This window comes from Streptomyces sp. HUAS CB01 (genome assembly GCF_030406905.1).
Lineage (GTDB): Bacteria > Actinomycetota > Actinomycetes > Streptomycetales > Streptomycetaceae > Streptomyces > Streptomyces chengbuensis.
Map to the genome: position 1 here is coordinate 1,495,908 of NZ_CP129137.1, position 21,222 is coordinate 1,517,129.

19 protein-coding genes are annotated in these 21,222 nt (G+C 73.6%); 11 read left to right on the forward strand and 8 right to left on the reverse strand.

All coding sequences use genetic code 11. From position 1 onward, the window contains the following. Positions 1 to 43 precede the first annotated feature (43 nt). Positions 44 to 310: a hypothetical protein gene (locus QRN89_RS06735; RefSeq protein ID WP_290348432.1), complete on the reverse strand. Its 267-nt coding sequence runs from the start codon at positions 308 to 310 to the stop codon at positions 44 to 46. 279 nt (positions 311 to 589) lie between these two features. Between QRN89_RS06735 and QRN89_RS06740 the strand changes: the two genes are divergently transcribed. From QRN89_RS06740 to QRN89_RS06755, 4 genes are all read left to right on the forward strand, one after another. Next, on the forward strand, positions 590 to 2,119 hold the full coding sequence (locus QRN89_RS06740) for a DUF4331 domain-containing protein (protein WP_290348433.1): 1,530 nt from the start codon (positions 590 to 592) through the stop codon (positions 2,117 to 2,119). Further along, positions 2,116 to 3,432 (forward strand): tetratricopeptide repeat protein, encoded by a 1,317-nt coding sequence (locus QRN89_RS06745; RefSeq protein ID WP_290348434.1) that lies wholly within the window; start codon positions 2,116 to 2,118, stop codon positions 3,430 to 3,432. The genes QRN89_RS06740 and QRN89_RS06745 overlap by 4 nt, the downstream gene beginning before the upstream one ends. A gap of 629 nt (positions 3,433 to 4,061) precedes the next feature. Then, positions 4,062 to 5,735, forward strand: coding sequence for an urease accessory protein UreH domain-containing protein (locus tag QRN89_RS06750; RefSeq protein WP_290348435.1), 1,674 nt, complete (start codon positions 4,062 to 4,064; stop codon positions 5,733 to 5,735). 58 nt (positions 5,736 to 5,793) lie between these two features. Continuing rightward, positions 5,794 to 7,512 carry a serine/threonine-protein kinase gene (locus QRN89_RS06755; RefSeq protein WP_290348436.1) on the forward strand — a complete coding sequence of 573 codons (1,719 nt, stop codon included), beginning with the start codon at positions 5,794 to 5,796 and terminating at the stop codon, positions 7,510 to 7,512. Here QRN89_RS06755 and QRN89_RS06760 read toward each other — a convergent pair. Further along, positions 7,482 to 8,291 carry an SGNH/GDSL hydrolase family protein gene (locus tag QRN89_RS06760; protein ID WP_290348437.1) on the reverse strand — a complete coding sequence of 270 codons (810 nt, stop codon included), beginning with the start codon at positions 8,289 to 8,291 and terminating at the stop codon, positions 7,482 to 7,484. The two genes, QRN89_RS06755 and QRN89_RS06760, sit on opposite strands and share 31 nt — an antisense overlap. Before the next feature lie 792 nt (positions 8,292 to 9,083). Between QRN89_RS06760 and QRN89_RS06765 the strand changes: the two genes are divergently transcribed. The 4 genes from QRN89_RS06765 to QRN89_RS06780 all read left to right on the forward strand — a co-directional run bounded on the left by QRN89_RS06765 (position 9,084) and on the right by QRN89_RS06780 (position 12,959). Next, a complete protein-coding gene (locus QRN89_RS06765; protein WP_290348438.1) occupies positions 9,084 to 9,971 on the forward strand; it encodes a glycosyltransferase family 2 protein in 888 nt (295 codons plus the stop codon). Then, complete coding sequence (locus QRN89_RS06770) at positions 9,968 to 10,984, forward strand: glycosyltransferase family 2 protein (RefSeq protein ID WP_290348439.1); 1,017 nt, start codon at positions 9,968 to 9,970, stop codon at positions 10,982 to 10,984. Before QRN89_RS06765 ends, QRN89_RS06770 begins: the two co-directional genes overlap by 4 nt. Then, positions 10,981 to 11,769 carry a polysaccharide deacetylase family protein gene (locus QRN89_RS06775; protein WP_290348440.1) on the forward strand — a complete coding sequence of 263 codons (789 nt, stop codon included), beginning with the start codon at positions 10,981 to 10,983 and terminating at the stop codon, positions 11,767 to 11,769. Before QRN89_RS06770 ends, QRN89_RS06775 begins: the two co-directional genes overlap by 4 nt. Positions 11,770 to 11,864: 95 nt before the next feature. Next, positions 11,865 to 12,959, forward strand: a complete 1,095-nt coding sequence (locus QRN89_RS06780) for a DUF5925 domain-containing protein (RefSeq protein WP_290348441.1) — start codon at positions 11,865 to 11,867, stop codon at positions 12,957 to 12,959. Between the two features lie 378 nt (positions 12,960 to 13,337). Here QRN89_RS06780 and QRN89_RS06785 read toward each other — a convergent pair whose 3' ends face one another. Then, positions 13,338 to 13,712: a GntR family transcriptional regulator gene (locus QRN89_RS06785; RefSeq protein ID WP_290348442.1), complete on the reverse strand. Its 375-nt coding sequence runs from the start codon at positions 13,710 to 13,712 to the stop codon at positions 13,338 to 13,340. Positions 13,713 to 13,811: 99 nt separating this feature from the next. Between QRN89_RS06785 and QRN89_RS06790 the strand changes: the two genes are divergently transcribed. Both QRN89_RS06790 and QRN89_RS06795 read left to right on the forward strand, forming a co-directional pair. Next, entirely contained in the window at positions 13,812 to 14,735 is a 924-nt protein-coding gene (locus tag QRN89_RS06790) for a GNAT family N-acetyltransferase (RefSeq protein WP_290348443.1), read from the forward strand. After that, a complete protein-coding gene (locus QRN89_RS06795) occupies positions 14,716 to 15,210 on the forward strand; it encodes a ribonuclease FAU-1 family protein (RefSeq protein ID WP_290348444.1) in 495 nt (164 codons plus the stop codon). The genes QRN89_RS06790 and QRN89_RS06795 overlap by 20 nt, the downstream gene beginning before the upstream one ends. On the opposite strand, the gene QRN89_RS06800 is transcribed toward QRN89_RS06795, so the two are convergent. From QRN89_RS06800 to QRN89_RS06820, 5 genes are read right to left on the reverse strand one after another with little or no spacing between them, the layout of a single operon-like run. Continuing rightward, positions 15,191 to 16,393 (reverse strand): methyltransferase domain-containing protein, encoded by a 1,203-nt coding sequence (locus QRN89_RS06800; protein WP_290348445.1) that lies wholly within the window; start codon positions 16,391 to 16,393, stop codon positions 15,191 to 15,193. The two genes, QRN89_RS06795 and QRN89_RS06800, sit on opposite strands and share 20 nt — an antisense overlap. Positions 16,394 to 16,431: 38 nt before the next feature. Continuing rightward, positions 16,432 to 16,914, reverse strand: a complete 483-nt coding sequence (locus QRN89_RS06805; RefSeq protein ID WP_290348446.1) for a GNAT family N-acetyltransferase — start codon at positions 16,912 to 16,914, stop codon at positions 16,432 to 16,434. After that, positions 16,911 to 18,407 carry a tripartite tricarboxylate transporter permease gene (locus QRN89_RS06810; RefSeq protein ID WP_290348447.1) on the reverse strand — a complete coding sequence of 499 codons (1,497 nt, stop codon included), beginning with the start codon at positions 18,405 to 18,407 and terminating at the stop codon, positions 16,911 to 16,913. Before QRN89_RS06810 ends, QRN89_RS06805 begins: the two co-directional genes overlap by 4 nt. Before the next feature lie 3 nt (positions 18,408 to 18,410). Further along, positions 18,411 to 18,956 (reverse strand): tripartite tricarboxylate transporter TctB family protein, encoded by a 546-nt coding sequence (locus QRN89_RS06815; RefSeq protein ID WP_290348448.1) that lies wholly within the window; start codon positions 18,954 to 18,956, stop codon positions 18,411 to 18,413. After that, complete coding sequence (locus QRN89_RS06820; protein ID WP_290348449.1) at positions 18,953 to 19,936, reverse strand: Bug family tripartite tricarboxylate transporter substrate binding protein; 984 nt, start codon at positions 19,934 to 19,936, stop codon at positions 18,953 to 18,955. Before QRN89_RS06820 ends, QRN89_RS06815 begins: the two co-directional genes overlap by 4 nt. Before the next feature lie 400 nt (positions 19,937 to 20,336). On the opposite strand from QRN89_RS06820, the gene QRN89_RS06825 reads away from it, so the two are divergent. Beyond that, positions 20,337 to 21,020: a response regulator gene (locus QRN89_RS06825; protein WP_290348450.1), complete on the forward strand. Its 684-nt coding sequence runs from the start codon at positions 20,337 to 20,339 to the stop codon at positions 21,018 to 21,020. The last annotated feature ends 202 nt before the right edge of the window (positions 21,021 to 21,222 follow it).

Below are 21,222 nucleotides of genomic sequence, written 5' to 3' on the forward strand. Positions count from 1 at the left end.
AACGGTCACGCGTGCCCGGGCCGCCGGCCGGCCACCCCGCCGGTCACTGCCCTCGGCTGCCGAACAGCGACCGGCGCAGCCGCCGGAGCGGCGCGAAGAGCGAGACGCGCGCGCTCTTGCTGCGACGACTGTGCGCGATGTCACGCGTCGTCAGCTCACGCATGAGGGACGTCGCCTCGGCCGCCTCACGCTGTGGCACGGCGGGTCCGCCGAGCACCGCGAGATGGCGGTCGAGACGCGAGCTGGTCGCGCTTGTTCCGCAGGTGATCGCAGGGACCCGCGCCCTGCTGCGCATCGTTATCTGTTCCATGTCACTCCCCACCCGTACGAGGGCACCCGGCCCGGGCAGATTAACCCTATCGCCCCGGCCTCACACTCGTGTATCCCGCCTGAGCGATTCAGCACACACGTACGGGGGTTGACGACTACGCAGTGAATCCACCTGATTCCAGGGCGAGTTGGACGGCCCCGCGAAGTCGACCAAACCTCCGGCCGCACAGCCCCGAACACCTGTCACCAGGCAGCGGGGACCGGCTCGTTCACGACGGTTCCCGCAGCCGACGAGAGTCCACGACAGGACGGGACCGACATGTTCTCTCATCTCATCAGGGGCACACGGGGGCGCAGGAACCTCGCCGCGCTCGTCTGTGGTGCGCTGGCGGCAGGGGGGCTCGCGGCAGCCGGAGTGAGCTCCACGCTCGCGCCGGGCGCCGCCAACGCCTCCAGCCACCGCGAGGCCCCGCTGATCTCCGGGCAGCCCCAGTACGACACGACGGACGTGTACGCGTTCGTCAGTCCCGACCGGCCCGACACCACGACGATCGTGGCGAACTGGCTGCCGTTCGAGGAACCGGCGGGCGGACCGAACTTCTACCGCTTCGCCGACGACGCCCGCTACGACGTCCACATCGACTCCGACGGCGACGCCCAGGGCGACCTGCTCTACCGCTGGACCTTCCACGACCAGGTCAGGAACGGTGACACGTTCCTCTTCAACACCGGCCCGGTGACCAGCCTGGACGACCCGGACCTCAACATCACCCAGACCTACGACCTGGAGATGATGCGGCTGCGGGACCAGCATGTGATCTCCACCACGAAGATCGCGAACGATGTTCCGGTCGCCCCCTCGAACGTGGGCAAAGCGTCCATGCCGGACTACGCGAAGCTCCGGAAGGAGGCCGTGCGCGAACTGAAGGACGGCACCACCGTGTTCGCCGGCCAGGCCGACGACCCGTTCTTCCTCGACCTCCGGGTGTTCGACCTGCTGTACGGAGGGGACCTGTCCGAGGTCGGTCGCGACACCCTGAAGGGCTACAACGTCAACAGCATCGCCCTGCAGGTCCCCTCCGAGCACATCCGGCAGTCCGAGGGGCAGCCCGTGGTCGGCATCTGGACGACCACGCACCGCAGGAGCGCGAGCGGGGACTGGACCCAGGTCTCCCGGCTGGGCATGCCGCTGGTGAACGAGGTCGTCATCCCGCTGAAGGACAAGGACAAGTTCAACGCCTCGTCTCCCTGGAACGACGCGGACTTCCTCAAGTCCGTCACCAATCCGGAACTGCCGAAGCTCATCGAGGGCATCCACAAGATCGAGGCCCCCGAGGAGCCCCGCGACGACCTGGTGTCCGTCTTCCTCACCGGGGTGAAGGACCTCAACCAGCCGCCGAACGTACGGCCGGCCGAGGCGCTGCGTCTGAACACGGCCGTACCGCCCACGGGCGCGCCGAAGCGGCTGGGCGTGCTGGACGGCGACAACGCGGGCTTCCCGAACGGGCGCCGGCTGACCGACGACGTCCTCGACATCGCCCTGCAGGTCGTCGAGGGCGAGCTCGTCGGGAAGAAGAACGATCTCGGCGACGCCGTGGACAAGAACGACGTGGAGTTCGAGAAGGCCTTCCCGTACGTGGCACTGCCGACCTCGGGCTCGAACGGCCCCCTGGCCGAGGCCGGGGGAACCCGCAGCGGCCTCGACGGCGGCGCGGAGCTGACGTCGGGGAGCGCCGCGGACGAGCGCACGGTACTGGCCGTCTCGGCGGGCGCCGCGGGCGCGGGCGTCGTGCTCGTCGGACTCGGCCTCGCGTGGTGGCGGATGCGGCGGCGCGGCAGGTGGTCATGACGCCGGCCACCCGGTCCGTGTGGCGTCTCGGGGCCGGCGTCGTGGGACTGGCGTTCGTACTGACCGCCGCGGGTGCGGTGCTCGGCGGGCCGGACGACGCGCCCCCCGCGCCGGCCGCCGTGGGGGCGGTGGTCCCCGGGGCGGCGCCCGGGCAGAGCGTGCGCGTCCTCCAGGACCGTCTGAAGGCCCGGCCCCAGGACGCGGGCGCCTGGGCGGCGCTCGGTGCGGCGTACGTCGAGGAGGCCCGGGCCGACGGCGATCCGTCGCGGTACCCCCAGGCGGGAGAGGCGTTCACCCGCTCCCTTGGGCTGCGGCCCGACGGCAACGCCGACGCACTGGCCGGCCGGGCCGCCCTCGCGGCGGCCCGGCACGACTTCCCCGCAGCGCTCCGGGACGCCGACCGGGCGCTCGCGGTCAATCCGTACAGCGAGCGCGGTCTGGCCGTGCGGATCGACGCCCTCGTCGAACTCGGCCGTTATCCGGCGGCGTTGGAGGCGGCGCGGCAGGCGGACGCCCGCAGACCGGGCATTCCGGTGTTCACGCGGCTCGCCTACGTGCGGGAACTCCGCGGGGACACGAAGGAGGCGCGCCGCGTGCTGGAGCTGGCCCTCGATTCGGCGAGCACACGGGCCGACGTCGCCTACACGGCGACGGCCCTCGGCAGGCTCGCCTGGTCCCAGGGCGGCTACGACGAGGCGCTGCGGCAGTGCGGCCGGGCCCTGAGGGCGGAGCCGGACAACCTGGAGGCCCGTGAGTGCCGGGCGCGGGCCCTTGCCGGAAAGGGGGACATCCCCGCCGCCGTCAAGGAGTTCGAGCACATCGTCGACCGGTCCCCGCTGCCGGGGCGGCTGGTGGCGCTCGGCGAGCTGTACGAGGCGGGCGGCCGCCCCGGGCCCGCCCGCCGCCAGTACGAGGTGCTCGGCACCTGGGCGGAGCTCGCCCGGGCGGGCGGGGTGAACCCGGATCTGGACACGGCCCTCGCCGCCGCCGACCACGGCGACCGCGCCGCGGCCCTGCGCGCGGCCCGCGCCGAATGGCAGCGCCGTCGCACCGTGCACACCGAGGACGCCCTCGCATGGGCGCTGCATCGCGCGGGGCGCTCCGAGGAGGCCCTTCCCCATGCGCGGGCGGCGACCGCGACGGGCTACCGGGATGCGGCCCTCCTCTACCACCGGGGAATGATCGAACGCGCCGTGGGCGAACGGGCGGCCGCGCGTGCCTCGTTGACCCGCGCCCTGGCGCTCAACCCCGCCTTCTCCCCCCTCGGCGCGCGCGAGGCGCGCCGCGCGCTCGACGGTCTGGAGGCATCATGACCGATCCGTATCCGATCACCCTCGCGGCGCTGCTCGCGGCCCTGGCGCTGACCGCGGGGGCACGGGGGTGCCTGGGCCGGGCCCGCGGAGTCCCGCCCCTCCCGCGGCTCCGGGCACGCGCCCGCCCGGCGCTGCCGGGACGGTCCGGGCGCGGCCGGTACGGGGACGGCCGGTACGAGGACGGCACTGCGCCCGGCGGTCGCACCGACCGGACGCCGCGGGCCCTGCCCTCCGGGCGGACGGCGCCGCTCGGCGGACACGGCCCGACCCGGGCGCCCGGGCTGCCCGGGCCCGGCCGGACGGTGCGGTGCGCGACCGAGACCGCCGCGGCCCCCGAGGACACCGCCGCCCCGCCGGCGGCGACGGCGGCCCCCGGCCCGCACCCCTCTCCTGCGCCGGCCCGGCCGGCCCGGCCGGCCCGGGCAGTCGGGTCGCGGTCCCCAGGGCCCGGCGGCACACTGCGCCAACGGACGGCACACGGCGGGCCGAAGGGCACACGGCCTGAACGAGCAGCACACGACGGACCGGACGGCACACAGCGCCAACGGACGGCACACGGCGGACCGGACGGCGCACGGGCGCGCGGCCGGGGGCACACGGTCCGGGCCGCGCTGGTGGTGGCGGCCGGCGTGGCCGCCCTGCTCGTCGGGGCGGGGGCGCCCGCCGTGGCCCACCCGCTGGGGAACTTCTCCGTTAACCGCTACGACGGACTCGTCGTCTCCGAGCACGAGGTGCGCGTCGACCACGTCGAGGACCTCGCGGAGATCCCGACCGCGCGGATCCGGCCGCGGGAGATGCCCCCCGCCGCGCTGGCGGCGTGGGCGGAGCAACGCTGCGCCGTCGCGGCGCGCGAGGCAGGGCTGCTCGTGAACGGCCGCGCGGTGCGGCTCGAAGCCGGGTCCGCGCGCGCGTCGGTCCGGCCCGGCCAGGCGGGACTGCCCACCCTGCGCGTCGAGTGCGCGATGCGCGCCCCGCTGCCGGGCGGGAGGGCGGACCTGGCGTTCACCGCCGCTCCCGGTGAAGGCGCGGGCTGGCGGGAGATCACGGCACGCGGCGACCGTACGACGCTGACCGCGTCGGACGTCCCCCGCGAGTCCGTGTCGCGCAGGCTCTCCGTGTACCCGCAGAAGCTGCTGGATTCCCCGCCGGCCGGTACGGAGGCGCGGCTCACGGCCGTACCCGGCGGACCGGTGCTCGACGACGCGGCGGCTGCGGCGCCCCCGTCGGTACTGCCGCGCGGGGTCGACCGCTGGACCGGGGCACTGACGGAGCTGGTCGAACGGCGGGACCTCACCGTGCCGTTCGGCGCGCTCGCGCTGCTCGTCGCCCTGGGTCTCGGGGCCCTGCACGCGCTCGCGCCGGGCCACGGGAAGACCCTGATGGCCGCGGCGGCAGCGGCGGGCGGCCGGAGTTCGCTGCGGGAGGTCCTGGCGCTCGGCGCCTCCGTGACCGTCACCCACACCCTCGGGGTCTTCGCGCTGGGTGCGCTGATCGTGGCGGGATCGGCCGTCACCCCGGCCGTCGTCGGCTGGCTGGGCATGGCGAGCGGGGTCCTGGTCGCGGTGGCGGGGGCGCTGCTGGCGCGGCGGGCGTGGCGGGACCGGGCGCAGGGGCGGGGGCACACGCATGTCCACTGGCTCGGCGGCGGACGGTTCCGTACGTACGCGCACACGCACTCCTCCGGCGACGGCCACGAGCCCGCCCACCGGCACGGGCACGGGCACAGCCACGGGGACGGCAACGACCACGGCCACGAACGGAGCCGCGACGGCGCGAGGGACCACGGGCACGGACACCACCACGAGCCCGACCACCACCACGAGCACGAGCACGGGCACGGCCCCACGGACGAGCACGCCCACCACCAGCACGGACACGGACCCGGACACCCGCACGGACACACCGGCCACGGGCCCACCTCCACCGGCGACACGCACCGCCACGACCACGACTCCGAGCGGCAGCGCCCGCTGCGCCGCAGCATCCTGCTCGGGCTCGCGGGCGGCCTCGTCCCCAGCCCTTCCGCCGTGGTCGTGCTGGTCGGTGCCGCGGCGCTGGGCCACGCCTGGTTCGGGCTGCTCCTCGTCATCGCGTACGGGGCGGGACTTGCCCTCACCCTCACCGCCGCCGGTTTCGCCGTCGTACGCCTCGGGGCCCGGGTGGCGGCGCGGCTCGCACGGCGACGGGCGGCCGGGCGGCTGGTCGGGTTCGTCCAGCGGTCGGCACCGATCGGCACCGCGCTCACCGTGGTCCTGCTGGGATGCGGATTGGTGCTCAGGGGGGCCGCAGGAGCCATGACGTGAGCTAGCTTGGAAGGGTTTCCACCGTGATGACCGCTCTGCTGCGGACGGAGGGCTCGTCATGACCGAAGTGCCGGGCGACGGACGGGACGACGGGACACCGGTCGCGGGGCGCTACCGCCTGCTGGCCCGGCTGGGCGAGGGTGGCATGGGCGTCGTCTGGCGCGCCCGGGACGAACTGCTCGGGCGGGAGGTCGCGGTCAAGGAGGTCCGCGCGCCCGCCGGGTTGGGGACCGGCGAGGTGCAGCGGCTCTACGCCCGGCTGGAGCGCGAGGGCTGGGCCGCCGCCCGGATCTCGCACCGCAACGTGGTCACGGTGTACGACGTGGCGTCCGAGGACGGGCGGCCGTGGATCGTGATGGAGCTCGTCCGCGGTCTCTCGCTCTCCGACGCGCTCGCCGCGGAGGGCCCGATGTCGCCGCCGCGTGCCGCGCACATCGGCGCGGAGGTGCTCGCGGCCCTGCGCGCGGCCCACGGCGCGGGCGTGCTGCACCGGGACGTGAAGCCGGGGAACGTGCTGCTCGCCAACGACGGCCGCGTCGTCCTCACGGACTTCGGGATCGCCTCGGTCGAGGGCGCGTCCGGGCTGACCATGACCGGCGAACTCGTCGGCTCGCCCGAGTACCTCGCCCCGGAGCGGGCACTCGGCCGCACCCCGGGTCCCGGGTCGGACCTGTGGTCGCTCGGGGTCCTGCTGTACGCGGCGGTCGAGGGGCGGTCGCCGTTCCGCCAGGACACACCGCTCGGCACGCTCCGCGCCGCCGTCGACGAGGAACTGCCCGCCCCGCGCCGGGCCGGTGCGCTGGAGCCGGTGATCGCCGGTCTGCTGCGGAAGGACCCGGCGGAACGGATGTCCGCGGAGGAGGCGGAACGCCGGCTCCGGGTCATCGGGGCGGGAGGAACGCCCCGTACCGGCTCCGCGGCGGGCCCTGGTCCGTACGCGGCGCCCGTCGCCTCAGCCACGCCCGCCACCGCCGCCGCGCGGCCCGGTGCCGCCGGCCCGCCCACGGGTACGACGGTGTCCGCGGCCACGGTCCCGGGCGGCCCCGGCCCGTCGGCGGGGCGGCCGCGGCGCGCGGCCGTCGCGCTGACCGCGGGGATCGCCGCCCTGCTGCTGTCGCTGGGCGGTCTCACCTACGTCCTGCTGAACGACGGGAACGGAAACGGGGGCGGCGGTACCGGGGGGACGAACGGCAGCGGGGCGGACGGCGGTTCCGGGAGCGGCGGTCCGACGGGCGGGAGCGGTACGGCGTCCGGTCCGGCGACGCCGTCCGGCGCGGGCCCCTCGGCGTCGGCCGGCGGCGGGGCCGCGGCGACCGGTGGTGGCGGCCCCTCGGCCACGGAACGGGCGCCGCAGAGCGTGCACGTACGGGTCCACGCGACCCGCGCCGAGTACCGCGGGGCGTGTCCCCCGCCCGAGGCCGCGGCCCCCGCGTTCCGTGCGACGGTCACCGTGGGAAGCACCCCGGTATCCGTGGCGTACCGCTGGGTGACCGGGAGCGCCCGGAGTTCGGACGGGGGCTGGAAGACGCTCGACTTCCCCTCGGGCGAGGGGAAGTCGCGGGGGATCGATCATGTGGAGACGGCCCCTGCAGAGGGCGCGGTGCACCACGACCGGATCCGGGTGGAGATCAGGAGTCCGGTCGCGGCGCGGTCGGAGTGGGTGGCGTTCTCGGTGACGTGCGAGGAGGAGTCGCCTTCGGGCACGCCGTCGTCGTCGGGCTCGCCCTCGTACCCGGACGGGTCCGGTCAGGCCACCGAGCGGAACGGGGGCAGATAGCCACCGGACTGTCCGGAGGCCGTCGGGTGGTACGACTCGCCGATGTTCAGCCAGTTGACGCTGTGCAGCCATGAGGCGCCCGAGCAGATCTCGTGCCCGGTGAAGGACGGCACGACGTCGGCGAACGTGAAGCCGTGGTCGGCGACGCGTTTGGCGATGGCCGCGTTGAGGTGGTCGGCTCCGCTGTTGATCGCGGCGCGCTCGTTCTCCGTGAGTCCGGCGATGCAGCTGCCGTTGAGCTTGTAGAAGCGGGGATAGCCGAGGACGACGACCCGGGCCGACGGCGACTTGGACCTGATGGTCGAGTACACCGAGTCGAGCCGGGCCGGGAGGGTCGTGTCCACGAAGCGCTTGGCCTCCTGGACCCGGGCGACGCAGGTGCTCTCGGACTGCAGCACACAGGTCGTCATCACGTCGGCGAAGCCCGCGTCGTTGCCGCCGATCGTGAGGGACACGAGGTCGGTCCCCGAGTTGAGGGGAGCCAGCTGGTTCGCCAGGACATCACCCGTACGAGCGCCCGAGCATGCGGTGAAGGCGAACGACGAGGGTGAGTTGGCGGCCGCCCAGAGGGCGGGGTAGGCGCGGTTGGTGCGCTTGCACGAGCCGCTGTCGCCGAGGTAGGCGCCGGCCCCGACGCCCGAGGAGTACGAGTCGCCGAGGGCCACGTAGTCGACCGCGGCCGCGGATTGAGCGGCCTGGGCCTGGCCCGCGCCGGTGAGGGCGAGGGCGGCGCCGAGGAGGAGTGAGGATGAGATTGCCGCGATTCGGGACAGTTTCATGGAACCTCCCATTAGCAGGATCTCTGCTCAACTGTCGTAGCATGTCCCTTAGTTCGCCGGAAGTGTTCATGCCAAAAACAATGCGGGCGGACGTCCGGGGCGTTACGCAGTGGTTCTTGACGACCCGCCGGAGACGACGGGCAGGGCGGAACCCAGCATTCCGTCAATCCACCCCATACAGGGTCAAACACGCCGGGCTTCCGTGATCTCCGGCAGTCCGCCCGCACCCTGACGGACGCACACCTCCGCCACCGCCGCCCCGAGGGACCCGACAGCGGCGCTCGCGGCACTCGGACCGGCCCCGCACGCGCCGTTCACACCCTCCCGCCGCACTGCCGGCCGGACCTCCGCGGCCCTCCGTCCGACATGCGCACACCCCAGCCGCCACTGCGATTGCCTTTCGCCCCTCAGGTATCGCATTGCATAGCAGGTTTGTGCATTTCAGCGCGCGATGGCAAAAGAAGGAGAAAAGTGCGCCCTACGGCCAGGTCTTGTCATACAGTCCCAATCATCAATACCGTCGTACATCCACCCGCAACGGACCATCAAAGGCGACTCCTGGGGAGGGGTTCGACGTCGCGACGGTCCGTGGCGGGGCGCGGTAGGGGGGTGCCGTGCTCGGTCGCACTTGTGCCGAGTCGCGTACCGCGCGGCCAGCTATGCCAGCTCGCCCAGCCTGTACGGAGATCCATGCCGTCCTGGCGGGGGTGAGAACAACCCCCCTTTCGAACCGGACACTCATCCGGACCGCCCGGGGGCGGGCGGTCCACCGGACGAGAGGGAAACCGACTCATGAGCTCGTTCCTGCGCCCGGCGGTCCCGGGTCCTCACGATCCGACGCCCACGGCCGGGGCGCCCGCACCGGTCATGGCCACGGCCACCGCCACCGCCACCGCCACCCTGGGCCGCATACCGGCCCAGTACCGCCCGATCTCCTCCCACCTCGCCATCGCGCCGCCGGTCAGCGTCGTGATCCCGGCGATGAACGAGGCCAAGAACCTTCCGCACGTCTTCGGGACCCTGCCCGAGTGGATCCACGAAGTCGTGCTCGTCGACGGCAACTCCACGGACGACACGGTGGACGTCGCCCGGGAGCTGTGGCCCGGCGTCACGGTCGTCAGACAGGCCGGCAAGGGCAAGGGGGACGCGCTCATCAGCGGTTTCGCCGCCTGCACCGGTGACATCATCGTCATGGTCGACGCGGACGGCTCGGCCGACGGCCAGGAGATCGTCAGCTATGTCTCCGCCCTCGTCGGCGGTGCCGACTTCGCCAAGGGCTCCCGCTTCGCCAACGGCGGCGGCACCGACGACATGACCCCGATCCGCAAGCTCGGCAACCGGGTCCTGTGCGGCATCGTCAACGCCAAGTTCGGCGCCCGCTACACGGACCTCTGCTACGGCTACAACGCCTTCTGGCGCCACTGCCTGGACAGCATCACCCTGGACTGCACCGGCTTCGAGATCGAGACCCTGATGAACATCCGGGTCGTCAAGGCCGGACTCCGGGTCCAGGAGGTCCCCAGCCACGAGTACCTCCGCATCCACGGCATGAGCAACCTCAGAGCCGTCCGCGACGGACTGCGGGTGCTCAAGGTGATCCTCAAGGAGAAGGGCGTCCGCCGCGCCGCCCGCCGCGTGCCCGCCATCGGCCTCAACTCGCCCCGAGGTGAGGTCGCTTGAACCAGCGGACGTTCTCCGTGGTGATCTGCGTCTACACCGAGGACCGCTGGAGGGACATCCTCGCCGCCGTCGAGTCGGTGCGCCGGCAGTCGCTCCCGCCGCTGGAGACGCTGGTCGTCGTCGACCACAACCCCCGGCTGCTGAACCGCCTCACCGAGGAGTTCGCGGCCCGCCGGGAGGCGGCGTCACCGGGAGAGGTGGTGCGGGTGCTCGCCAACGCGGGCCCCCGCGGCCTCTCCGCCGGCCGCAACACCGGCATCGCCGTGGCCCGCGGGGAGTTCGTGGCCTTCCTCGACGACGACGCCGTGGCCGAGCACGACTGGCTGCGGCACTTCGCCGAGGGGTACGACGACCCGCGGGTGATGGCCGTCGGCGGCAGGACCCTGCCGGTCTGGGCCTCGGGCCGCAGGCCGGCGTGGTTCCCCGAGGAGTTCGACTGGGTCGTCGGCTGCACCTACCGCGGGCTGCCGCCCGGCCGCGTCCCCGTCCGCAACGTCCTCGGCGGCAACGCCTCCTTCCGCCGCACCGCCTTCGACGCCGCCGGCGGGTTCGCCACCGGCATCGGGAGGGACGGCGACCGACGTCCCCTGGGCTGCGAGGAGACCGAGCTGTGCATACGGCTCGGCCGGGCCCTCCCGGACGCGGTGCTGCTGATCGACGACCGTGCCGTCATCCACCACAAGGTCCCCGTGCCGCGGGAGCGCTTCCGCTACTTCCGCACCCGCACCTACGCCGAGGGGCTGTCGAAGGCGCTCGTTTCGCACAGCGTCGGCAGCGGCAAGGGCCTGGAGACCGAACGCCGGTACACCACGCGCGTGCTCCCGGCGGGTGTCGCGCGAGGGCTGCGCGACGCGCTGCTGGGCCGACCCGGCGGGGCCGGCCGGGCCTGCGCCATCGTCGTCGGCGTCGCCACGGCCGCGGCCGGGTACGCGGTGGCGCGTGCGCGGTCCGGGGTGGCGTTCTCGCACGGGCCGGTCGCCGCGTACACCCCGCGTCCGGAAGGCACCTCATGAACGAGGCCGTACCGATCCTCATGTACCACGCGATAGCGCACCGGCCCGCTCCGGCGACCCACGGGCTCTCCGTGGCACCCGGGGCGTTCGCCGAACAGATGGAGCTGCTCGGCGAGCGCGGCTTCACCCCGGTCACGGCCGCCGGGCTCGGGCGGGCCTGGCGGCTCGGGGAACCGCTGCCGCCGCGACCGGTGCTGATCACCTTCGACGACGGCTACGAGGGCGTCCACCGGCACGCCCTCCCCGTGCTCGACAAGCTGGGCTTCGCATCGACGTTGTTCGTGTCGACCGGCTGGCTGCGCGGTGCGCACGAGGAGGGCGGCGCGCCCGACACCATGCTGGACTGGGGTCAGGTGCGGGAACTGGCCGCGGCGGGCACGGAGATCGGCGGGCATTCGCACACCCATCCGCAGATGGATCAGCTGGACGACACCCGGCTCCGGTTCGAGGCGCTGAACTGCAGGGAGATCATCGCCGGGGAACTCGGCGCCGCGCCGATGTCGTTCGCCTATCCGTACGGCTACTCCAGCCGCCGCGTCCGGCAGGCGGTGCGCGCGGCCGGCTTCGCACAGTCGCTGGCGGTGGGGAACGCCCTGGCCCGCCGGCGCCAGGGGCCGTACGCGCTGGAGCGGGTGACCGTGCGCCGCTCCACCGGCATCGACGCGTTCGCACGGCTCACCGAAGGCCGCCACGTGGCCCGCGACTTCGCCCGGGACCGGGCCCTGACCAAGGGGTACGCGGTGGTGCGCCGCGCGAGGAGCGCCATCCGGTTGCTGCGTACATGAGTGACCTTTGGTGCGTACACCAGTGCGGGCTCGGAGACCGGCGGCACGCGCCAAAAGGCCGTGCACCGAGGCCCGACGTGCCGGATCATGGCGCCATGACCGCCACCCCTGAGCACGCTCTGCCGATCCGGCTCAACGTCGACGACAGCGATTCGCCGTCGGATGTCGTCGACGCGCTGTTCCTCGGCCGCTTCGCGACGGGCGAGCAGCCGTATTCGCACAGTTCGACGATCGACCGGGTCAAGCCCGGCGCCACGCTGCTGCCGCCGGGCGCCCGGGTGCTGCGGGCCGCGCGCGACGACGACCGGAGCGCGACGCTCGCGGAGGGGGACGGCTGGACCCTGCTGATCTCCCGGTGGAACCGCGGCGCGGACGTCACGGTCACCGCGGTCAGCTCCGAACTCGCCGAGAACGTCCACAAGGAGGCGACGGACGGCGTCCAGGACGAACCCGAACCCCAGCCCGAGAACGTCACCATGGGCTTCTGGTACGTCTCCCCGCGCCGGGGTCCGCACCGCACGACCCGTCAGATCAGCGCCGGCACCTGGGAGGAGGTCCGGCCCAACTACACGACCCCGGTGGCCCAGGCCATGGACCGGCTGATGAAGGTGACACCGGACGACATCGCGGGCCGGCTGCTCCTGCTGCACGGCCCGCCGGGCACGGGGAAGACCTCCGCGCTGCGGACGCTGGCCCGCTCCTGGCGCGACTGGTGCCAGGTGGACTGCGTCCTCGATCCGGAGCGGCTCTTCAACGACGTCGGCTATCTGATGGACATCGCGATCGGCGAGGACGAGGGCACGGCCAAGAGCCGCTGGCGGCTGCTGCTCCTGGAGGACTGCGACGAGCTGATCCGCGGCGAGGCGCGGCACGCCGCCGGCCAGGCGCTCTCCCGGCTGCTGAACCTGACGGACGGGCTGCTCGGCCAGGGCCGGAACGTCCTCGTGGGCGTCACCACCAACGAGGACCTGGAGCGGCTGCACCCCGCGGTCGTCCGGCCGGGCCGCTGTCTCGCGCGGATCGAGGTCGGCCCGCTCACCCGCAAGGAGGCCGTGTCCTGGCTGGGCTCGGAAGAGGGAGTCGGCCGCGAGGGCGCGACGCTGGCGGAGCTGTACGCCCTGCGGCGCGGGACGGTGCCGGCGTCCGTGCCGTCCCAGCACGACGGGGCGGACGCGGGGCTGTACCTCTAGGGGCGTGTGACGAAAGCAGCCCCGTCCGCCCGCAGGGCGGGGCGGGCCTCGGGTGTGTGCGATCGCAGGGCGGAGGATCATCCTCGTCCCGGACCTACTCGGATGACTCCGGCAACGCAGCGAGCGTGCGTGCCAGGCGTCGCGGGCCAGGAGGGACTTTCGCCACACGCCCTGTCCGGACCCCGGCCGCGGGGGGCCCGGCCACGCCCGCGCCTCCCGACCAGCACGGCCGCCGGCCCGGTCGGCCGGTGGACGAACACCGGGCCGCGCGCCTCAGGTCGACGCGGCCGGGGGCCAGGTCCCCAGGGCCGGCCGGCACGCACCGGCCCGTGCCTCAGGTCGACGCGGCCGCCGGCCGGTTGGGACCGGCCGCCCGGGTCACTTCCCGTAGGTGGCGCGCAGCGCGTCCTGTACCGCCGACAGGGCGTCGGCACGGGACAGGCCGAGGCGGTGGACCTGTTCCGCGTACGCCTGGGCGGCCGTCGCCGCCTGGCGCTCCGCCGCGTCCCCGGCCGCCGCGACGAACGTGCCGTTCCGGCCGCGGGTTTCGATCACGCCGTCTCCCTCGAGGGCGCGGTACGCCTTGGCGACGGTGTTGGCCGCGAGGCCGAGTTCCTCCGCGAGGCCCCGCACCGTGGGGAGTTTGTAGCCGACGGGCAGTGCGCCCGAGCGCGCCTGGGCGGAGATCTGGGAGCGGAGCTGCTCGTAGGGCGCGGGGGCGGCATCCGTGTCGATGACGATTTTCAAGGTCACCACGTGATTGTCCCCCACTTCCTGGCCCCGGGCACGCCGCTGGGGACCCTCCCGAAATTGAGAGGCGTACACGGGGGCGCGCGCGTAGCGTGCCGCATCATGACTGTGATCGTCCGCGCCTTCCGTGCGCCCGGTGACGCCGAAGCGGTCGCCCGGGTCCGTCGCGCCGCCCTGCCGTTCATGCTGGTCACCCCGGAGGCCCTGGTGTTCGAGACGGAACATGCGCATCCGCTCGCGCACTACCGGCCGCTGGTCGCCGAGGAGGACGGCGAGATCATCGCCACGGCCCAGGTGGGGCTCGCGCACGACAGTCCCGAGCCGGGGGTCGGCTACGCCAACGTCTATGTGCATCCCGAGCGCCGTGGACGGGGCGCGGGGACGGCCGTCGTACGCGCCGCAGAGGAGTATCTGGCCGGCGTCGGCGCCGGCGAGGTCTACACCTGGGTGCTGGACGAACCGGAGCACCGGGCCTTCGCCGAACGGCTCGGCTACCGGGCCGGGCGCACGGCGCACTTCCTCCGCCTCGATCTGGCCGCCGGGACGCTGCCGCCGCTGCGGACCCCGCCGGACGGGGTGCGGATCGTCCCGGCGTCCGACTTCGCCGGTGACCCGCGGCCGCTGTTCGAGCTGGACGCCGCCACGACGGCGGACGAACCGGGCGATGTGACGGCGGAGTTCACGGACTACGGCCACTGGCTCGACGAGACCTGGGGCCATCCGCTGTTCAGCCCGGAACTGACGTCGGTCGCCGTCGTGGACGGCCGCCCGGTGGCGTTCAGCGCGGCCCGTACGGACGGCGCGGCCCGTTACGGGACCGCCATGACCGGCACCGCACGCGCCTTCCGCGGCCGAGGGCTGGCCAGGCTCGCCAAGAACGACTCGCTGCACCGGGCGCGGGCGGCCGGGTTCACCGAGGCGTTCACCGGCAACGACGCGGGCAACGGCCCGATGCTGGCCGTCAACGAGTGGTTCGGCTACGAGATCTGCGCGACGGAGGTACGCCATGTCCGCACGCTGGGGTGAGTCCTGGGTCGACGTCACCCTGGTCAAGGCCGGTCGTACGAAGATCCGTTACCCGGCTGAGGTGGTCGCCGACGACGGCACCCGGATCACCGTCCGTGCCCCGTGGGCGGGTGAGGGTGTGAAGGACTTCGGGTTCGTCCGCTTCGAGCCGGGCGATGTGTTCACCGAGCACTACTGGCGCGACCGCTGGTACGCGGTGAAGGAGGTCCGGGCGGGCGACGGGACGCTGAAGGGCTGGTACACGGACATCACCCGGCCCGCCCGGGTGTCCCGGGACGAGCTGGTGGTGGAGGACCTGGACCTGGACCTGTGGGTGTCGGCCGACGGCTCCCTCGTCCTGCGCCTGGACGAGGACGAGTTCGCCGCGAGCGGTCTCGCCGAGCGGGACCCCCTGGCGGCCGAGGAGGCGGAGCGCGCCCTGGACGCGCTGGAACTCCTGGCCCGGCAGGGCCGGTTCACCCGGCTGCTGGACTGACGCGCGTCATCGGCAGCGGCACCGAACGGTCCGGAACGCCCGGGTCGTGGGCGACCGGGTCGTCGTCCTCGTGCCAGTGGAGGACGAAACGCTCGCCCCTCCGGTACGCCTCGAACCCCGCCCTGCCGTACGCGACCATGTCGTCCGGGAGCGCGGCGAGAGGGTGCCAGGCCAGCTCAGAGCACTTGTGGGGCTCCCGGTTGTACGGCTCGCCGCCCCTCCCGTGGTCGGCCTCGAAGAACCAGCCCGTGCGAGGCGGATCGCCCGGCCCCCGGTGCTGCATCACCAGCGCGACGCGCAGGTCCTCCGGGGCGAGTTCGACGCCGATCTCCTCGCGTGCCTCGCGCACCATGGCCGCACGCACGTCCTCACCGTCCTCGACGTGACCCGAAGGGCCGTTCCACAACCCGTCGGCGTATCCCGTGCCCGCCCGGCGGGCCAGCAGGACCTCGTCGCCGCGGCGCAGGACGAGATGGACGTCGACGATCTCGCTGTGCCGGGGCCGGACCGTGCGGACCTCCTCGTCCGCCCGGTCGGGGGCCCCGCCCGTGTCCTCACCGGACCGGTCCGCGGCGGCAGGGGCGCCCTCGTCCCGCCCTGCGCGATCCGTCCGGGCCACCAGGGCGTACCGCTCGTCGTGCACCGGCCGGCCCCAGAGCGCGGGCACGTCCGACAGCCGTTCGTGGTCGATCCTCCGTGCCAGCGGACCGAGGGCGCCGAGCAGCCGGGCCGCCGGCAGTCCGCTGCCGCCCCACACCCCTTCGACCAGCACCAGCCGCCCGCCGGGACGCACCAGGGACACCCAGTGGGCGAGGGCAGCCTCGGGGTCGGGCATCGCCCACAGGACATGGCGCACGAGCACGGCGTCGAACCGGCGGTCCCCCACCGGAGGGCGCTCCGCGGGGCCCGTCAGCACCTCGGCCCCCGTGCCGGCGAGTTTGCGGCACGCGGCCTCCACCATCCGCGGCGAGAGGTCGACGGCGGTCACCCGGTGGCCCTGCTCGGCGGCGAGCAGGGCCAGGCTGCCCGTGCCGCAGCCGAGGTCGAGCACGTCGGAGGGCGCCGGCGGCAGCCAGTGCCGCATGCGCTCCGCCCAGGCGCGGCGGACCCCGGGGTCGCGCAGCCCGTGGTCGGGCTCGTCGTCGAAGGTGTCCGCGGCGGCGTCCCAGTCGATCGTCGTCATGCGTCCGATCGTCGCAGCCGCCACTGACAACGGGTCGGTCAGCGAAGGGGCTTGCGGTAGTGGAAGCGGTCGTACGGACCTTCCGTCCGGCGCTCGACGACCTCGTAGCCGTACCGCTCGTACATCCGCCGGTTCTCCCACATCATCGCGTTCGTCAGCAGCCTTACCTCGGGCAGGCCGAGTTCGCGGGCGTGCTCCTCGACCCAGGCCAGCAGCCGGCGGCCGAGGCCGGTGCCCTGGGCGTCGGGGTGGACGGCGATGGAGTCCAGCCAGAGGTGGCCGGGTTCGGGGACCAGCACCAGGACCCCGTCGACGGGGTCACCGGTGACGCGGACCCGGCCGGCCGCCACGTTCGCCGCGTGGTCGGCCTGCATCGGGGCCGGCACGAGGCCGATCCGTTCGATGTAGTGGTGGTAGGCCGCGTCGGTCACGGCCTTCACCCGCGGGACGTCCGCGGGACCGGCCGGGCGTGGGGTGCCCCCCGCGCCCCGGAGGCGCGGGGGGTGGGAGGCGTCCGTCATGCCGTCACACTACGGCGGCGCCCGACCAGCTTCTTCACCGAGGGCCAGGCCAGCAGCACCGCGATCACGGCGTAGACCGCCACCGAGAACGGGGTGTCGACCAGGCCGGTGACGCTGCCGTCGCTGATCTGGAGCGCGCGCCGCAGCTGCTGTTCGGCTGCCGGGCCGAGGATGACGCCGATGACCGCTGGCAGCACGGGCAGTCCGTACCGCCGCATGCCGAATCCGATCAGGCCGATCAGGAGCAGGATCAGCAGGTCCAGGGGCTCCCCGCCGACCGCGTAGGCACCGACGGCGGCGAAGAAGAGGATGCCCGCGTACAGGTAGGGCCGCGGGATGCGCAGCAGCTTCGCCCACAGCGGTGCGAGCGGCAGGTTCAGTGCGAGCAGCAGGACCATGCCGACGAACAACGACGCGATCAGGCCCCAGACCAGGTCGGGTTCGCGTTCGAACAGCAGCGGTCCGGGCTGGATGCCGTACTGCTGGAAGGCCGCGAGCATCACGGCGGCGACGGCCGTCGTCGGCAGTCCGAGCGTCAGCATCGACACGAGCGTGCCGGCCGCCGACGCGGACGCCGCGGACTCCGGTCCCGCCACGCCCTCGATGGCCCCCTTGCCGAACTCCTCCTTGTGCCGGGAGAGCCGCTTCTCGGTGACGTACGACAGGAACGTGGGGATCTCCGCGCCGCCCGCGGGGACGGCACCGAAGGGGAACCCGATCAGCGGGCCGCGCAGCCAGGGCTTCCAGGTCCTGCGGACGTCGGACCCGGCGAGCCAGGGGCGGCCGACGGGTACCGCCTCGCCGGTGGTGCGGCGCAGATGGGCGGCGACCCACAGCGCCTCGCCGATCGCGAACAGGCCGACGGCGACGATGACGACGTCGATGCCGTCCGCGAGCTGGAGCGAGCCGAACGTGAGCCGCTGCTGTCCGGTCAGCTGGTCCAGGCCGACGAGGCCGAGGGTGAGTCCGACGAGCAGCGAGGCCAGTCCGCGGATGCGGGAGGAGCCGAGGACGGAGGTGACGGCGATGAAGGCCAGCACCATGATGGCGAAGTAGTCGGGGGCCCCGATGTCGACGGCGAGTGCGGCGACGGCCGGGGCGAGCGCGACGAGCAGGACCGTGCCGATCATGCCGCCCGCGAAGTGGCCGACGGCGGCGGCCGCGAGCGCCTGTGCTCCCCGGCCGGCCTTGGCCATGGGGTTGCCCTCGATCGCGGCGACCACCGCCGCGCTCTCGCCGGGGGTGTTGAGCAGGATGGACGTGGTCGATCCGCCGAACATGGCCCCGTAGTAGATGCCCGCGAACATGATGAACGCGCCGGTCGGTTCGAGGCCGTAGGTGACGGGCAGCAGCAGCGCGACCGCCATGGCCGGGCCGATGCCGGGCAGCACTCCGATGGCCGTGCCGAGCAGCACTCCGAGTGCCGCCCAGAGGAGGTTGACCGGGGTCAGTGCCGTCCCGAAGCCGTCGAGGAGGGAGTTGAGCGAGTCCATCGGCTAGAGCACCCCCATCAGCGGGCCACCGGGCAGCGGTACCCCGAGCAGGTTGTTGAAGACGAGGAAGGTGGCGAGTGAGAGCACGGCCGCGATCAGCGGGTCGCGCCGCGGGTGCCTGCTGCCCAGCGCGTACGCCGAGCCCCAGAAGAGCAGCGCCCCGGAGACGGGGAAGCCGAGCGGCTCGATGAGCACGGCGTTGCCGAGGAAGACACCGGCGAGCAGCAGCACGGTGCGCCGGTCGGCGGGTTCGGCGAGGTCGATGTCCTCGCCGGTCCCGGCCTCGCCGCGGCCGCCGCGCAGCACGTCCACGGCGAGGAGGGCGGCGGTCACCAGCAGTCCGGTGCCGACGACGAGCGGCACGGTCCCGGGTCCCACGGGACCGCGCTGGGCGAGGTCGAGGGGCATCGTCAGCGCGTCGGTCAGGACGAGGACGCCGATGACAGCGAGCAGCAGGCTCACACCGAGTTCGGAGTGGTCCCTCAGCCAGGAGCGGCCCGCCGGGGCGGCGGGTGCCTCCGGTGCGGTCGGTGTGGTCCGCGTGCTCACAACCCCAGCTCCTTCAGTACGGAGTCGACGCGGCGGTCCTGCGTCTGAAGGAAGTCGCCGAACTCGTCGCCGGGCAGGAAGGCGTCGTCCCAGCCGTTCTTCCGCATCGACTCCCGCCACTGCTTCGAGCCGTGCAGCTCGGTGACGAGGCCGATGAGCTTGTCGCGTTCGGCGGCGGAGAGTCCGGGCGGGGCGACGATGCCGCGCCAGTTGGTGAAGTCGGTGTCGAGTCCGGACTCGCGCAGGGTGGGTGCGTCGAGGCCGGGCACGCGCTTCGGCCCGGTCACGGCCAGCAGCCGCAGCTCCCCGGACCTGATCTGGTCGAGGTACTCGCCGACGCCCGAGACACCGAAGGCGATCTTGTTGCCGAGGATGGAGGCGAGGAGTTCGCCGCCGCCGTCGAAGGGAACGTAGTTGACGGACCTGGGCGCGATGCCCGCTGCCCGTGCCATCAGCATGGGGGCGAGGTGGTCGGGGCCTCCGGGTGAGGAGCCGCCGCCCACGGGCACCGCGGCGGGGTCCTTCTTCCAGGCCGCGACGAGTTGCCGGATGGTCTTGTACGGAGAGTCCTTCGCGACCACCACGATGTCCTGCTCCTCGGTGAGCCGGGCGATGGGGGTGGTGTCGGCGAGGGTCTTCGGCGACTTGTTGGTGTGCACGGCGCCGACGACGCCGAGCCCCATCGACATGGCGAGCCTGCCGTTGCCGTGTTCGCCGACGAGCCGGGTCAGTCCGACGGTGCCGCCCGCGCCGGGCAGGTTGAACACCTCGATGTTGTGGGTGAGCTCGGCCTCCTCGGCGTTCTTCGCCGCCGTGCGGGCCGTGATGTCGTAGCCGCCGCCCGGCGAGTTGGGGACCATGAAGCGCAGGCCGGGGATTCGGGTACCGGTGTCGGCGCCGCTGCCGGGGGTGAGCAGCGGTGGCCCCACGAGCACCAGCAGCGCCGCCCCGAGGAGGGCGAGGGGAGTGCGCGATCGCACGTGAGCCGCCTTTCGGTTCTGAGCAGGGGACGTGTGAAGTGGCCCACATGTTGCCTGCGCGTTAAGAAGCTGTCTCTCTTCCGGAACCAACGGACGTTGTGGTCCTTGTGGTCGCGGCCTAGCGTGTCGGCGTGACGCAGCGCTCTCCCGGCCCGCACGGCCTCCCGATGCCGCTCCACCGCGGGCCTCGACCCCGGCCGAGGCGAGGGGGCCCCGGCCGGAGCGGGCCGCCGGGCACCCGGGCCAGGGTTTCGGCGACGGTCGGCACGGGTCCGTCCGGCACGATCCCGTCCTGCGCGGGCTCGTCCCCGCCGGGCGGCCCCGGCACAGGCCGGCCCGGCGGGGACGCGTCCGTCGCGGGCCCGTCCCGCGTGGTGCGCGTCCTGCGAGGTGGTTGGCGGTGAACGTCCTCGTGGTGGACGACGACTTCATGGTCGCCAAGCTGCACACCCGCTATGTGTCCGCGACGCCCGGCTTCACCGTCGCGGGGGTGGCGCACAGCGGCGCCGAGGCGCTGCGTGCGGTGGACCGGCTGCGCCCCGATCTGGTGCTGCTGGACATCTATCTGCCCGACATGGACGGGATCGGGGTGCTGCGCGAACTTCGCGCGGCGGAGGAGCTGGACGCGGAGCGGCAGCCGGTGGACGTCCTGTTCATCACGGCGGCCCGGGACGCCGGCACGGTCCGCTCGGCACTGCGCGCCGGCGCTCTGCACTATCTGATCAAGCCGTTCAGCCCGGCGGCGCTCCAGGAGCAGCTGCGGCACGTGGCCTCGCTCCGGAGCAGGCTGGAGTCGCTTGACGAGGCACGCCAGGAGGACGTGGACCAGCTCTTCGGCACCCGTCCGCCCGGGTCCCGCGAGCTCCCCAAGGGGCTCGCCGCCCACACGGCGGACCTGGTCGACCGCATCCTGCGCGAGCACCCGGAGGGCATGTCGGCCACCGAGTGCGCGGAAGCCGGGTCCCTCTCCCGCGTCAGCGCCCGCCGGTACCTGGAGTACTTCGCGGAGACGGGCCGCGCGGAAGTGACCCTCCGGTACGGCGGCACGGGACGGCCCGAGCGCCGGTACCGGCGGCTCGGCTGAACTCCCGTTCAGTAACCCCACTGGTCAACCAATAGTTGACGCTCGTATCATCTGCCCCATCGAGGTGGGGGGTTCCACCGCGCAGCGCCGGCCGGGTCAGGGGGCCTCGCGCGCCGTGCTGCCCCTGAGCGTGGCCCCCGCCGTCAACAGTCATTGATTCCGGCGGGCGGTCGCGTTCCGCCGGTTCGACCCGAGGGGTTGA

Excerpts from the sequence above, each read along its gene's own strand:
- QRN89_RS06755 (WP_290348436.1), top strand. The coding sequence starts at position 5,794 with ATGACCGAAGTGCCGGGCGACGGACGGGACGACGGGACACCGGTCGCG.
- QRN89_RS06740 (WP_290348433.1), top strand. The coding sequence starts at position 590 with ATGTTCTCTCATCTCATCAGGGGCACACGGGGGCGCAGGAACCTCGCC.
- QRN89_RS06805 (WP_290348446.1), bottom strand. The coding sequence starts at position 16,914 with ATGACGGACGCCTCCCACCCCCCGCGCCTCCGGGGCGCGGGGGGCACC.
- QRN89_RS06780 (WP_290348441.1), top strand. The coding sequence starts at position 11,865 with ATGACCGCCACCCCTGAGCACGCTCTGCCGATCCGGCTCAACGTCGAC.
- QRN89_RS06760 (WP_290348437.1), bottom strand. The coding sequence starts at position 8,291 with ATGAAACTGTCCCGAATCGCGGCAATCTCATCCTCACTCCTCCTCGGC.
- QRN89_RS06735 (WP_290348432.1), bottom strand. The coding sequence starts at position 310 with ATGGAACAGATAACGATGCGCAGCAGGGCGCGGGTCCCTGCGATCACC.
- QRN89_RS06810 (WP_290348447.1), bottom strand. The coding sequence starts at position 18,407 with ATGGACTCGCTCAACTCCCTCCTCGACGGCTTCGGGACGGCACTGACC.
- QRN89_RS06790 (WP_290348443.1), top strand. The coding sequence starts at position 13,812 with ATGACTGTGATCGTCCGCGCCTTCCGTGCGCCCGGTGACGCCGAAGCG.
- QRN89_RS06775 (WP_290348440.1), top strand. The coding sequence starts at position 10,981 with ATGAACGAGGCCGTACCGATCCTCATGTACCACGCGATAGCGCACCGG.
- QRN89_RS06765 (WP_290348438.1), top strand. The coding sequence starts at position 9,084 with ATGAGCTCGTTCCTGCGCCCGGCGGTCCCGGGTCCTCACGATCCGACG.
- QRN89_RS06800 (WP_290348445.1), bottom strand. The coding sequence starts at position 16,393 with ATGACGACGATCGACTGGGACGCCGCCGCGGACACCTTCGACGACGAG.
- QRN89_RS06795 (WP_290348444.1), top strand. The coding sequence starts at position 14,716 with ATGTCCGCACGCTGGGGTGAGTCCTGGGTCGACGTCACCCTGGTCAAG.
- QRN89_RS06745 (WP_290348434.1), top strand. The coding sequence starts at position 2,116 with ATGACGCCGGCCACCCGGTCCGTGTGGCGTCTCGGGGCCGGCGTCGTG.